Consider the following 12,275-nt stretch of genomic DNA (forward strand, 5'->3'; position numbering starts at 1 on the left):
GCGAGGCTGTGCGCATGGACAGTGTGTGCGTGATCGGCGGCAGCCGGTACTTCGGCAGGCGGGTGGTCGAGCGCCTGCGCGACGAGGGGGCCGACGTGACCGTGGTCAGCCGCGGCTCGGCCCCCGTGCCCGAAGGGGTGCGGCACGTGGCGGCCGACCGCGACGACGAGGCGGGGCTGCGGGCCGCGCTCGCGGGACGCTCCTTCGACGTGGTGCTCGACCAGGTCTGCTACACGCCGCTGCAGGCGGCGTCGGCGCGGCGCGTCTTCGCCGGGCGCGCCGGCCGCTACGTGATGACCTCGACGGCCGAGGTGTACGACCGGCTCGACGGCGGCCCGTGGGCGGAGGACGCGGTGGACGCGGGCGCCTGGCCGGTGCGGCCGGAGCTGCCGTGGCGCGACCCGGGCTTCCTGGCGGCCCATTACGGCGAGGGCAAGCGGCAGGCGGAGGCGGTGCTGGCCGGGCGCCCGCCGTTCGAGGTGGTGGCGGTGCGCACCGCGCACGTGCTGGGCGGGGCCGACTTCACCGGGCGGCTGGCCCACTACGCGCGGCGGATGCGCGACGGCGTCCCCATCGTGGTGCACCGGCGGCCCCGCCCGGCGACGTTCGTCAGCCACGAGGAGATCGCCGACGTGCTCGTGTGGGCGGTGCGCGGCTCGTTCACCGGGCCGGTCAACGCCTGCTCGCACGGGGCGGCCGACGTGTTCGGCCTGTGCGACGCACTGGCCGCCGCGGGGGCCGGCCGGGCCGTCTACACCGTCGGCGAGGAGGTGTCCCCGTACTCGTTCGGGCGCGCGTACGCCCTGGACAACGGCCGGGCGAGCGGGCTCGGGTTCCGCTTCTCGGAGCTGGGCGCCTGGCTGCCCGGGGTGGCGGCGGAGGTTGTGGCGGGGGTGGCAGGGTGCGCGTGATCGGGGACGTCCGCGTGGGCGCCGTCGGGCTGGGCGCGATGCCGCTGTCCGTCGAGGGGCGGCCGGACCGCGACCGGGCCGTGGCGACGATCCGCGCGGCGCTGGACGCCGGCGTCACGCTGATCGACACGGCCGACTCCTACCACTGGCACGCCGGCGAGGAGGGCCACAACGAGCGGCTCGTCGCCCGGGCCCTGCGGGGCGTGGACGGCGTCCTGGTGGCCACCAAGGGCGGGCGGGGGCGGCCCGGCGACGGCTCCTGGACGGTGAACGGCGACCCGCGCCACCTCAGGCGCGCCTGCGAGGCGTCGCTGCGGCGGCTGGGCGCCGAGGCCATCGGCCTGTACCAGCTGCACAAGCCGGACCCGGCGGTGCCGTTCGCCGAGTCGGTCGGGGCGCTGCGCGAGCTGCACGACGAGGGCAAGATCCGCATGATCGGCCTGTCGAACGTGGACCGCGACCAGATCGCCCTGGCCCGGCTCGACCTGGGCGAAAGGCTGGTGTCGGTGCAGAACCGCTTCTCCCCCGCCGTCCGCGACGGCGAGCCGGAGCTGCGGCTGTGCGACGAGCTCGGGCTGGCGTTCCTGCCGTGGAGCCCGCTCGGCGGCATCTCCCGCAGCGCCCTGGAGAGCGGCGAGCCCGCCGGGGGGACCGTCTTCCACGAGGTCGCCCGCGAGCGCGGGGTGAGCCCGCAGCGCGTCTGCCTCGCCTGGCTGCTCGCCCTGAGCCCGCGGGTGATCCCCATCCCGGGCGCGACCCGGCCGGCCTCGATCACCGACTCGGCCGCCGCTGCCGGGCTGAGGCTCACCCCCGGCGAGCTCGCCCGCCTGAACCGCCGCCCGGAGGGCGCATTACCTCACGCGTAATCGCGCCGCCTACGCCCGTGATGGCACGGTTGCGGTGTCGGACAGAATCCTTGAAGGAGAAGCGAGATGACCACTCTCACCGTCGCCACCACCGGCCGCGCCAAGTTCCTGCGCCTCGTGCTGGCCCTCGACGCCGTCGTCACCGGCGCCAACGGGCTGGTCTACCTCGCCGGGGCCGGCCTGGTGAGCGACCTGCTCGGGCCGGACGCGGGCCTGCTGCGCGGCATCGGGGCGTTCCTGCTCGTGTACGGCGCCGCCGTGGGCCTCCTGGCGGCCAGGGGCACGGTCAGCCAGGCGGGTGTCAAGGCCGTGATCGGGCTGAACATCGCCTGGACGCTCGGCAGCGTCGCCGCCGTGATCACCGGGATGATGGAGTTCACCACGATCGGCGCCGTGTGGGCCATCGCCCAGGCGCTCGTGGTGGGCGTGTTCGCCGAGCTGCAGATCATGGGCCTGCGCAAGCTCCGCTGACCACCGGGGCGGAAAACGGTTTGCCGGGAACGCGCACGGGCGTGGACAATCGACGCCCGTGCGCCGTCGTGTGATATCCCAGCTCAGCAGACTCGCCCCGGACCTGAGCCCGCTGCGTGACTCGCGTGACTTCCGGCTGCTGATGGCCTCCGGCGTCGTGACGATGTTCGGCACGTTCATCACGATGGTGGCGCTGCCGTTCCAGATGTGGCAGCTCACCGGCTCGTACGTGGCCGTCGGGATGATGAGCCTGGTCGAGTTCGTGCCCATGGTCGTGTTCGGGCTGTGGGGCGGCGCGATCGCCGACTCCCTCGACCGGCGCAGGATCATCCTGCTGAGCGAGGTCGGGCTGGCCGTGACGGCGGCGGCGCTCATGGTCAACGCCATGCTGCCGGAGCCGCAGATCTGGGTGCTGTACGTGGTCGGGGCGCTGGCGATGGCCATCTCGTGCCTGCAGCGGCCCAGCATGGAGTCGCTGATCCCGCAGGTGGTCAAGCACGAGCAGCTCGGCGCCGCGGCGGTGCTGACGAGCCTGCGGTGGAACTTCGGCGCGATCGCCGCCCCCGCGCTGGGCGGCTGGCTGGTGGCCGAATGGGGTGCGGCCTTCGCCTACGGGCTCGACACGGTCAGCTTCCTGCTGTCGCTGGCGCTGCTGTGGCGGATCGGATCCCGCCCGCCGGCCGAGGACGCCCAGCCCGCCTCGATCAGGTCGCTGATCGACGGGCTGCGCTACGCGGCGAGCCGCAAGGACCTGGTCGGCACCTACCTGGTGGACATCGCGGCGATGGTGTTCGCCATGTCCACCGCGCTGTTCCCCGGCCTGGCCGAGGAGTACGGGGCGCTGCCGGCCGTCGGCCTGCTCTACTCGGCGGGCGCAATCGGCTCCCTCATCGCCTCGGTGACCGGCGGCTGGGCGGCCCGGGTGCAGCGGCAGGGGCTCGGCGTGATCGTGGCCGCGTCGGTGTGGGGCGTCGCGGTGGCGCTGGCCGCCGCGATCCCGCAGTTCTGGGCGCTGGTCGCCTGCCTGGCCCTGGCCGGGGCCGCCGACATGATCAGCGGCATCTTCCGGATGACGATGTGGAACCAGACGATCCCGAACGAGATGCGCGGCCGGCTGGCGGGCATCGAGCTGCTGTCCTACTCGACCGGGCCGATGCTGGGCAACGCCAGGGCGTCGCTGATGGGCCAGCTCGGCGGGCCGAGGCTGTCGCTGGGCCTGGGCGGGCTGATGTGCGTGGGCGCGGTCGCGCTGCTGAGCGCGGCGCTGCCCGCCTTCCGCCGCTACGACGCCCGTACCGACGAGCACGCGCTGGCGGAGCGGGCGCGCCGCGCCCAGGAGCCGACGACCGCCTAGGCCGGGCTCACGCCGGGCTGCTCTCCGGCTCGAAGGCGCTCAGGCTCGGGTCGTAGTCCGAGGCGCCGATGTCGTACATGGGCGTCATCCAGTGATAGAAGTTGTCGCCGCGCTCCCGGAGCAGGTCGTACAGCCTGCGCATGAGGCGCTGACGGACCGGGCGCAGCTCGGGGTGCTCGTAGCGGTTGCTGAGCTCGTGCGGGTCGCCGGCGAGGTCGTACAGCTCGTTGACGGACTCGGGGTTGACCACCAGCTTGTAGCGCTCGTCGCGGATCATCCGCTGCGGGTAGGGGAAGTGGTGGCCGTGGAACTCGGCGACCAGCTCGGGGGCCCACTCCGGCCGCTCGCCGCGCACCAGCGGGACCAGGCTGCGGCTGTCGACCGCCGGTGAGGTGTCGCAGCCGGCCAGGTCGAGGATCGTCGCCGTGCAGTCGGTGAGCGTGACGAACTCGTCCCTGACCTGCGGCTGCGCCCCCGGGACGCGGATGATGCCGGGGATGCGGTAGATGTCCTCGTACATCGCCGGGCCCTTGTCGTGCAGCCGGTGCGCCCCGGTGAACTCGCCGTGGTCCGCGGTGAAGAACACCCCGGTCCGGTCGGAAAGCCCAAGCTCGTCGAGCCTGTCCAGGATGCGGCCGATCTGCTGGTCGATGAGCGTCACGTACCCCCAGTAGACGGCGATCAGCTTGCGCGTCACCTCGATGGGGATCGTGTCGAACGTCCAGTGGTCGCTGTAGTTGCGCTGCACCGGCGGCTTGCCCTCGAACGTCTCGGCGATCGAGGGCGGCAGCTCGACCAGCGCCGGGTCGTACAGGTCGAAGTACTCGTCCGGCAGCAGGTACGGCAGGTGCGGCCCGAAGAAGTGGGTCGCCAGGAAGAACGGCTCCCCGGTGGCCGCGTAACGGTCCAGGTGCTCGATCGCCCGCGTCGCCAGGTAGTGCTCGAACGTGGCCTCCACCGGCTGGTGCAGCCGCGCCGCCAGCAGGTTGCCCGGGTTGCCGTTGGGCGTGGTGCCGCGGATCAGGTCCGAGATCCGGTACGGCGGCAGGTCACGCTCCTTCAGGTACGCCAGGTAGTCGGGGTGGTCGACCGGGTTGTGCCAGCCGGGCAGGTCGGGGCCGTCGAAGCCGTACGAGGCGGCGTTGCGGTGGGTGCCGCCGTGCCACTTGCCGATCAGCCCGAGCCGGTAGCCGCGCTCCTTCAGCGCCTCCGGGAAGGTGAAGGCGTCGTCGCGCAGGTCCTCCAGGTAGCCGACGTTGCGCTCGTAGTTGGCCAGCAGCCGGTGCCGGAACGGCGCCTGCCCGGTGAGCAGGCTGGCCCGCGCCGGGGTGCAGATGGCCGTGGGCGTGTAGAACCGGTCGAACCGCGTGCCGGTCTCGGCCAGCCGGTCGAGATTCGGCGTGGCGACGTGCGGGTTGCCGTAGCAGCCCAGCGTGTCGACGCGGTGCTGGTCGGTCATCAGGAACAGCAGGTTCACTTACTGTAGGCCTTCGTGTAGAGATCGCCGGTGTAGTAGGTGGCCGGGTCGGGGGCCGACGGGAGCTGGCCGGTGCTGACGAAGAACTCGCTCAGGCTGTTCAGCCACTTGCCGACGCTGCCGTCCTGGGTCTTGGCGACCAGGTCGGCGGTCGACATCGTCTGCACGTTCGCCGCGTCGGCCGCGACCTTGGCCTTGTCGAGCTTGAGCAGGGCCGCCGCCTCGGCGATCGCCTCGTCCGGGTGGGCGGCGCGCCAGTCGTTGGCCTCCTGCAGCACCTTGAGCACCTTCTCGGTCAGCTCAGGCGCCACCTTCGTTGCCGCTGACGAACGCGGTCGGGAACGAGTTGTCCGGGAACTCCTTGGTGCTGGCCAGCTCGACCGTGCCGGGCACCTTGGCCTTGATCGTGTCGATCAGCGGGTACCAGATGCCGGCGCCGTCGATCTGCCCGGCGGCGAACGCGGAGACGACCGTGGCCGGGTCCATCGGCACCTTCTCGATGTCCTCGACGGTCATGCCGGCCTTCCGCAGGGCCAGGTTGAGCACCATGTCGCCGGAGGTGCCCTCGGGCACGCCGACCTTCTTGCCCTTCAGGTCCCGGATGCTCGCGATGCCGGGCCGGGCGATGACGCGGTCGGCGTAGGCGAGGGTGTTGACGGCCACGACCTTGGCCTTGCCGGACGCGGGCAGCCACATGGCGCCCGGGCCGATGTAGCCGAAGTCGAGGTCGCCCGCGCCGAGCGCCTGGATCTGCAGCGGGCCGTTGGTGAAGACCTTGATCTCGGGCGTCAGGCCCTGCTTCTCCCACAGGCCCTGCTTGTCGGCGATGGCCAGCAGGCTGGCGCCGTTGTAGTCGCTGATGTAGCCGAAGCGGACGGTGGAGCCGTCCTCGGAGCACGCGGACACGGACAGCGACATCATGATCACCGCTGTGGCGGCCGTCAGGGCGCGGCGAAGCACACGCATGGCGGGTACGTCCTTTCCGGGGGGTTTCGTCGGCCGATCAGGCCGCGGGAGCTTGGTGGTAGACGGAGTGCCAGACCTCGTTGCGGATGCGGCCGAACTCGGGCGACAGGCGGATCTCCTCGGTGCGCGGGTAGGGCAGGCCGACGTCGATGATCCGCTGGACCCGGCCGGGCCTGGCGGCCATGACGATCACCCGGCTGGCCAGGTAGACGGCCTCGTCCACGTCGTGGGTGATGAACATGACCGTGCGCTGGTCCTGGCTCCAGGTGTGCAGGAGCTGGTCCTGGAGCTGCACCCGGGTGAGCGCGTCGAGGGCGCCGAACGGCTCGTCCATGAGCAGCACCTTCGGGTTGACCGCGTAGGCGCGGGCGATGGCGCAGCGCTGCTTCATGCCGCCGGACAGCGTCTTGGGCAGCGCGTCGGCGAAGTCCGACAGGTCGACGAGCTCGATGGCCCGTTCGGCGCGGCGCCTGCGCTCCTCCGCCGGGAGGTCGGCCAGCTTCAGCCCGAACTCGACGTTCTTGCGCACGGTCAGCCAGGGGAACAGCGCGTACTGCTGGAAGATCACGCCGCGGTCGGGGCCGGGGCCGGCGACCGGCTCGCCGTCCACGAGCACCTGGCCCGCCGACGGCTCGACGAGCCCGGCGGCCATGCTCATCAGCGTGCTCTTGCCGCACCCCGACGGGCCGACGACGGTGACGAACTCCTGGTCGGCGATGTCCAGGCTGACGTGGTCGAGCGCGGTGAACGTGCCCTCGCGCATCGGGTAGGTCTTGACGACGTCCCTGAAGGAGATCTTGGTGGTCATCGGCGCTCCTGCCAGTCGGTGAGTCGTCGCTCGGCCAGGAGCAGCAGCCGGTCCATCAGCAGGCCGAGCACGCCGATGGCGATCAGTCCGACGAAGATCGTGGACAGGTCGTAGTAGAGCTGGGCCTGCTGCATCCGGAAGCCGAGCCCCTCCTGCGCGGCGATCAGCTCGGCGGCCACCAGCGTGCCCCACGCCGAGCCGAGCCCGACCCGCATGCCGACCAGGATGAACGGCGTGGAGGCCGGTACCACGACCTTGAGGAAGATGGTCCGGTCCGAGGCGCCGAGCACCCGGGCGGCGTTGATGAGCGTCTTGTCCACGTCCACCACGCCCTGGAACGTCGCCACGACGCTCGACAGGAACGACGCCAGGAAGATCACGAAGACCTTGGGCACCTCGCCGATGCCCATGAGCACGATGGCCAGCGGAATGATCGCCAGCGGCGGGATCGTGCGGAAGAACTGGACGTACGGCTCCAGCAGGCCGCGCGCGGTGGCGTACCAGCCCATCAGGAACCCGACCGGCACGGCCAGCAGCGTGCCCAGCAGGAAGCCGAGCAGCACGCGGTGCAGGCTGGCCAGCGCGTCCATCGCCAGCGTGCCGTCGGCGACCAGCTCGGCCGCCCGGGCGGCGACCTCGGCCGGGCCGGGCATGCCCTGCACGCCGACCGACGCCAGCAGCGTCCAGACCGCCAGGCCGATGACGACGGCCACCAGGTTGAGCACGATCGAGCGGCGCGGCCTGCGCCCCTCGGCCCGGCCGCCCGTCTTGCGCTGCGGCGCGGAGATCGCGGTCATCGCCGCCTCCCAGGGTTCATGGTCTCCTCCGCTCGCTCCGGCGCCGCCGGAGGCCGCTCCGCCTCGTCGCCGTCCGCCGGATAGCGGGACAGCAGGGGCGATTCATGCAGGACCAGGGCGATCGCCCCGAGCGCGCCCGCGGCCTCGCCCAGCGTGGCCCTGCGCAGGCTCACCCGGTCGCGGGTGACGGGCATGATCTGCGCGCCCAGCGTCTCCCCGACCGGGTCCAGCAGCGCGGCCCCGGCCTCCGCCAGCTCGCCGCCGACGACGACCACGCTGGGGCCGATCGCGTTGCACAGCGCGGCGAGCACCGCGCCGACGCGCGAGCCGACGTCGCGCATCAGGCCGAGCGCGACGGCGTCGCCCTCGCGCACCGCCTTCACCAGCTCCGGCACGTCCTCGGCGCGCCCGCCCGCCGCCCGGTAGGCGTCGAGCACGGCCCTTATCGACGCGACGGTCTCCAGGCAGCCGGTCCCGCCGCAGTCACAGCGCGCGCCCGCCGGGTCGACCGTGATGTGGCCGAACTCCCCCGACAGCCCGTACGCGCCGCGGTGCAGCGATCCGCCGACCACCAGCCCGCCGCCGACGCCGTGCGACAGCCGCAGGTAGAGCACGTCCTCGACGCCGGTGGCCGCGCCCCAGATGGACTCGGCCAGCGCCGCCAGCCGGGTGTTGTTGTCGGCCAGCACCGGCACGCCGAAGCGCTCGCGCAGCAGCCCGGCGAGCCGTTCGTGCCCCCGGGGATCGCTCCCCCCGCGACCGTCACCGCGACCGTCACCGCGACCGTCCTCCGTTCTCGGGCCGCCGCCCACGGGGCCGACGACGCCGACGCCGATCGCGCTGAGCGCGCCGAGCCGCAGCGCGCCGCCGCCGTGGGCGCCGGTCAGGCCGTGCACCAGCCGGGCGGCGAGCTCCACCCGCTCCTCCCACGGCAGGCCGGCCGGGTGCGGCTCGCTCGCCGAGCCGACGACCTCGTGCGCCACGTTGACGGCGGCGACGTGCACGGCGCGCCGGGCGAAGTCGATGCCGATGGCCTGGCCGGCGTCGGGATTGAGGGTGAGGGTCTCGGCGGGCCTGCCGCGTCCGCGCGGCGCCTCCTGCTGAGTGGCGGCGACGACGGCGCCGCTGGCCACGAGCTCGGCCAGGATGTCGTACAGGGTGGTGCGGGACAGGCCGCAGTGCTTGCCGAGCTCGCCGCGGCTCAGCGGGCCGTGCCGGCGCAACAGGCCGAGGACGAGCTCCTCGTGCCCGCGGCGCAACTGTGAAAGTGGACCGGGCATAGGGCAGAGTCTGCCGACCGCCACTCTTTTTGGTCAATAACCCGGAAAAAACGGTCCACGGACCGAAATTTCGGCCTTCACCAGCAGAAATGATGCCGTAGATGATCGTGTACGGCCCGTAACGTTCGCGTAACGAGGGTTGCGGCGCGTGACGAACGGCGGGTTAATTTCGCAATCTGAGCAAATTTCACGGCGGCCTCCGCGGGCCGCCCGTTCCCGCCTGCGAGGCCCCATGCCCCTCCCCCCGATCGACCCCGCCGGCGCGACCGTCGTCCTGCGGCCCGAACGCGACGAGCCCGGCTACTGGGCCGGCAGCGCCGGCGTGCTGCACGACGGCGAGCGGTTCTGGCTCACCTACCGGCAGCGCCGCCCCCGGGGCGCCGACGCCGAGCGCGGCTGGCGCTGCGCCGTGGCCGTCTCCGACGACGGCGTCCGCTTCACCGACGTGTGGTCGGTGCGCAAGGACGAGCTCGGCACCCCCTCCATGGAACGCTTCTGCCTGACGCGCACCGCGTCCGGCGGCTACCGGCTGCTGATCTCGTACGTGGATCCCGCCGACAACCGCTGGCGGATCGACGGGCTGACCGCCGCCCACCCCGCGCGCTTCGACCTCGCCGCCCGGTCCTGACGGCCGCGTCCACCGGCACCGAGGGGGTCAAGGACCCGTACGCGCTGACCTGGGGCGGGGTGACGTACCTGTTCGCCAGCTACGCCGCCCCGTTCGCCGGGCCGCGCGCGGACGCCCACGCGAGCGGCGACGTCTACGCGGTCGGCGCCACCATCCACCCCACCGGCCTGGCCGTCTCCGACGACGGCGGCGAGGAGTTCCGCTGGGAGGGCGAGGCGCTGGCGGTCGGCGGCGGCTGGGACCGCTACCAGGCCCGGCTCAACAGCGTCGCGCCCGTCGAGGGCGGCTTCCTCGGCTTCTACGACGGCTCGGCCTCCCACGAGGAGAACTACGAGGAGCGCTGCGGCCTGGCCGTCTCCGCCGACCTGCGTTCCTGGCGCAGCCTCACGCCCGGCGGCCCCTGGTCGGTCTCGCCGTACGCCACCGGGTCCCTCCGCTACGTCAACGCGCTGGCCGTCGGGGACGAGTGGTGGTTCTACTACGAGCTGACCCGCGCCGACGGCTCCCACGACCTCCGCCTCACCAGGAGTTTGACCAGCGGACATGGACTGGCCGTCTAGAAGTCTGTAAGGATCTTCTGCGACGCCCTATTGTCCGGGTTCGTCAAGGAACATCCTGAAAGGCAACACATGCGGGTCGCACACGTCCTGGCCGCCGCCCTCACGGCTTCCACCCTCGTCTCCCTCCCCGCCCACGCGGCCGACCGGCCGTCCTTCCCGGCGGAGGTGTACGGCGGGGCCTGGCAGGCGGGGCACGTCCAGGGGATCGCGGTGGACGAGAAGAAGGGCTTCATGTACTTCTCGTTCACCAACCTCCTCGTCAAGACCGACCTGACCGGCAAGCCCGTCGGCTCGGTGACCGGCTTCACCGGCCACCTGGGCGACCTCGATCTCAACCGGCAGGACGGCCGCGTCTACGGCTCGCTGGAGTACAAGGACGCCAAGGCGTTCTACATCGCGATCTTCGACGTCGACCGCATCACCAGCCTCGGCATGGACGCCGAGAACTCCGACGTGGTCAAGACCGTCTACCTCAAGGAGGTCGTGGCCGACTACAGCGCCGACATGAACGGCGACGGCGTCTTCGACGGCAACGTGGCCGACACCCCCGACCACCGCTACGGCTGCAGCGGCATCGACGGCGTCGCGTTCGGGCCCGAGTTCGGCAAGCGGCACGGCAAGCAGAAGCTCACCGTCGCCTACGGCGTCTACTCCAACACCACCCGCGCCGACAACGACCACCAGGTCCTGCTGCAGTACGACGTCAACCAGTGGCGCAAGTACGAGCGACCCCTCACCCAGTCGGCCCCGCACACCGCCGGACCCGACGCCCCCGCCGGCAAGTACTTCGTCCGCACCGGCAACACCAGGTACGGAGTGCAAAACCTGGAGTTCGACGGCCACAGCGGCACCTGGCTCATGGCCGCCTACAAGGGCGCCAAGCCGGGCTTCCCCAACTACTCGCTCTTCACCGTCGACGCCTCGGCCAAGCCCGTCACCGGGCCCGTCGAGGGCCAGCCGCAGCCGGAGCAGGGCGCCATCCTCCCCCTCGCCCCCAAGGGCCTGCACGACCCGCAGAGCGGCGTCCGAGGCTGGGAGTCGGGCGGCCAGTACGGCCTGGCCTCGCTGGACGACGGCCGCTTCTACGTCGTCAAGGACGGCAAGATCGTCGAGGACGGGGTGACCAAGCAGACCGCCCACGCCCAGCTCCACCGCTGGACCGCCCAGCCCCCGAACCCCTTCGAGCCCATCGGCTGACCCGCACCGCCCCGCCGGGCGCCGGAGCACGCCCGCTCCGGCGCCCTACGCGTCCTCGCGCCACCCGTCGTAGCGCTCCACCAGCTCGTCGACCTTCACCGGATCCACCCCGTCGGCGCCGTCGAGCACCACGACCCACTGGGCGTCCTCGGCGTCGTCCTCCCCCGCCAGGGTCTCCCGCACCACCCGCGGCACCCCCAGCCCCGGGAACCACTCCCCCAGCGTCTCGGCCACCTCTTCGGCGTCGTCCCTCTCACCGAACACGAGCAGCTGCCTCATAGAGCCGCATTCTCTCACCACTCGTCAGCCCGGCACTCGTTCACCTACAGTGATCGAAGTAGCTTGCTACGGTAAGAACCATGACGGCCGAAGCGGTGAGCCTGACGATGACGCCACCTTCGCTACCCGACTGGGTGTTCCCGCCACCGCAGGGCTTCACGGCGGAAGACCTCGATCACATTCCGGATCTGCCTGCGCACACGGAGTTGATTGACGGAAGCTTGGTCTTCGTGAGCCCACAGCGAGAGTTCCACACCTCGGCGCTGTTCTTGCTGGCCGTGGGGCTGCGCGCGGCGGCCCCCGAAGGGCACCGGGTCCGCCGCGAGATGAGCGTGAAGCTCGGCCCCCGGCAGCGCCCCGAGCCGGACCTCATCGTCCTCGGCCCCCGGGCCGTCATCCGCCCCGACGCCACCTTCTACGAGGCCGCCGACGTGGTGCTGGCGGCGGAGGTGGTCTCGCCCGAGTCGGAGGAGCGCGACCGCGCCCGCAAACCGGCCCTCTACGCCGAAGCAGGCATCCCCCACTTCTGGCGCGTCGAAAGCGACTCCGGCAGGCCCGTCGTCTACGTCCACGAGCTCGACCCGCCCACCCGCTCCTACGTGCCCACCGGCATCTACCACGACCGCCTCAAGGTCACCGTCCCCTTCGACATCGACCTCGACCTCACCGAGATCGACACCT

The 12,275-nt window shown here is 72.0% G+C and carries 15 protein-coding genes; 8 read left to right on the forward strand and 7 right to left on the reverse strand.

Going from position 1 to position 12,275, the window contains the following annotated elements:
• Positions 1-14: 14 nt before the first annotated feature.
• The 4 genes from ACBI99_RS29600 (at position 15) to ACBI99_RS29615 (ending at position 3,602) form a co-directional block, all read left to right on the forward strand.
• Positions 15-911, forward strand: a complete 897-nt coding sequence (locus tag ACBI99_RS29600) for an NAD-dependent epimerase/dehydratase family protein (protein WP_357587448.1) — start codon at positions 15-17, stop codon at positions 909-911.
• Positions 902-1,777 (forward strand): aldo/keto reductase, encoded by an 876-nt coding sequence (locus ACBI99_RS29605; protein WP_375074002.1) that lies wholly within the window; start codon positions 902-904, stop codon positions 1,775-1,777. Before ACBI99_RS29600 ends, ACBI99_RS29605 begins: the two co-directional genes overlap by 10 nt.
• Before the next feature lie 66 nt (positions 1,778-1,843).
• Positions 1,844-2,248, forward strand: a complete 405-nt coding sequence (locus ACBI99_RS29610; protein WP_219502221.1) for a hypothetical protein — start codon at positions 1,844-1,846, stop codon at positions 2,246-2,248.
• Between the two features lie 58 nt (positions 2,249-2,306).
• The gene (locus tag ACBI99_RS29615; RefSeq protein ID WP_308125662.1) at positions 2,307-3,602 is read left to right on the forward strand and encodes an MFS transporter; all 1,296 of its coding nucleotides are present in this window, start codon (positions 2,307-2,309) and stop codon (positions 3,600-3,602) included.
• Between the two features lie 7 nt (positions 3,603-3,609).
• Here ACBI99_RS29615 and ACBI99_RS29620 read toward each other — a convergent pair whose 3' ends face one another.
• The 6 genes from ACBI99_RS29620 to ACBI99_RS29645 are packed head-to-tail and all read right to left on the reverse strand — an operon-like array spanning position 3,610 to position 8,930.
• Positions 3,610-5,079 (reverse strand): sulfatase-like hydrolase/transferase, encoded by a 1,470-nt coding sequence (locus tag ACBI99_RS29620; RefSeq protein WP_375074003.1) that lies wholly within the window; start codon positions 5,077-5,079, stop codon positions 3,610-3,612.
• On the reverse strand, positions 5,076-5,390 hold the full coding sequence (locus ACBI99_RS29625; RefSeq protein WP_375074004.1) for a hypothetical protein: 315 nt from the start codon (positions 5,388-5,390) through the stop codon (positions 5,076-5,078). The genes ACBI99_RS29620 and ACBI99_RS29625 overlap by 4 nt, the downstream gene beginning before the upstream one ends.
• Positions 5,380-6,045 carry an aliphatic sulfonate ABC transporter substrate-binding protein gene (locus ACBI99_RS29630; protein ID WP_375074005.1) on the reverse strand — a complete coding sequence of 222 codons (666 nt, stop codon included), beginning with the start codon at positions 6,043-6,045 and terminating at the stop codon, positions 5,380-5,382. Before ACBI99_RS29630 ends, ACBI99_RS29625 begins: the two co-directional genes overlap by 11 nt.
• 37 nt (positions 6,046-6,082) lie before the next feature.
• The gene (locus ACBI99_RS29635) at positions 6,083-6,853 is read right to left on the reverse strand and encodes an ABC transporter ATP-binding protein (protein ID WP_375074006.1); all 771 of its coding nucleotides are present in this window, start codon (positions 6,851-6,853) and stop codon (positions 6,083-6,085) included.
• A complete protein-coding gene (locus ACBI99_RS29640) occupies positions 6,850-7,650 on the reverse strand; it encodes an ABC transporter permease (protein WP_375074007.1) in 801 nt (266 codons plus the stop codon). The genes ACBI99_RS29635 and ACBI99_RS29640 overlap by 4 nt, the downstream gene beginning before the upstream one ends.
• Complete coding sequence (locus ACBI99_RS29645; RefSeq protein WP_375074008.1) at positions 7,647-8,930, reverse strand: ROK family protein; 1,284 nt, start codon at positions 8,928-8,930, stop codon at positions 7,647-7,649. Before ACBI99_RS29645 ends, ACBI99_RS29640 begins: the two co-directional genes overlap by 4 nt.
• Positions 8,931-9,162: 232 nt before the next feature.
• On the opposite strand from ACBI99_RS29645, the gene ACBI99_RS29650 reads away from it, so the two are divergent.
• The 3 genes from ACBI99_RS29650 to ACBI99_RS29660 all read left to right on the forward strand — a co-directional run bounded on the left by ACBI99_RS29650 (position 9,163) and on the right by ACBI99_RS29660 (position 11,315).
• Complete coding sequence (locus ACBI99_RS29650; protein ID WP_375074009.1) at positions 9,163-9,558, forward strand: hypothetical protein; 396 nt, start codon at positions 9,163-9,165, stop codon at positions 9,556-9,558.
• A gap of 59 nt (positions 9,559-9,617) precedes the next feature.
• A complete protein-coding gene (locus tag ACBI99_RS29655; protein ID WP_375074010.1) occupies positions 9,618-10,118 on the forward strand; it encodes a hypothetical protein in 501 nt (166 codons plus the stop codon).
• 69 nt (positions 10,119-10,187) lie between these two features.
• Positions 10,188-11,315 carry a hypothetical protein gene (locus tag ACBI99_RS29660; RefSeq protein ID WP_219502206.1) on the forward strand — a complete coding sequence of 376 codons (1,128 nt, stop codon included), beginning with the start codon at positions 10,188-10,190 and terminating at the stop codon, positions 11,313-11,315.
• A gap of 45 nt (positions 11,316-11,360) precedes the next feature.
• On the opposite strand, the gene ACBI99_RS29665 is transcribed toward ACBI99_RS29660, so the two are convergent.
• Complete coding sequence (locus ACBI99_RS29665; protein WP_219502205.1) at positions 11,361-11,594, reverse strand: hypothetical protein; 234 nt, start codon at positions 11,592-11,594, stop codon at positions 11,361-11,363.
• A 107-nt stretch (positions 11,595-11,701) separates the two neighbouring features.
• Between ACBI99_RS29665 and ACBI99_RS29670 the strand changes: the two genes are divergently transcribed.
• Positions 11,702-12,275: Uma2 family endonuclease (locus tag ACBI99_RS29670; protein WP_375074105.1), on the forward strand; the 574-nt coding region annotated here is incomplete at its 3' end.

It is taken from the genome of Nonomuraea sp. ATR24 (assembly GCF_041950485.1).
Classification (GTDB): Bacteria; Actinomycetota; Actinomycetes; order Streptosporangiales; family Streptosporangiaceae; genus Nonomuraea; species Nonomuraea ceibae.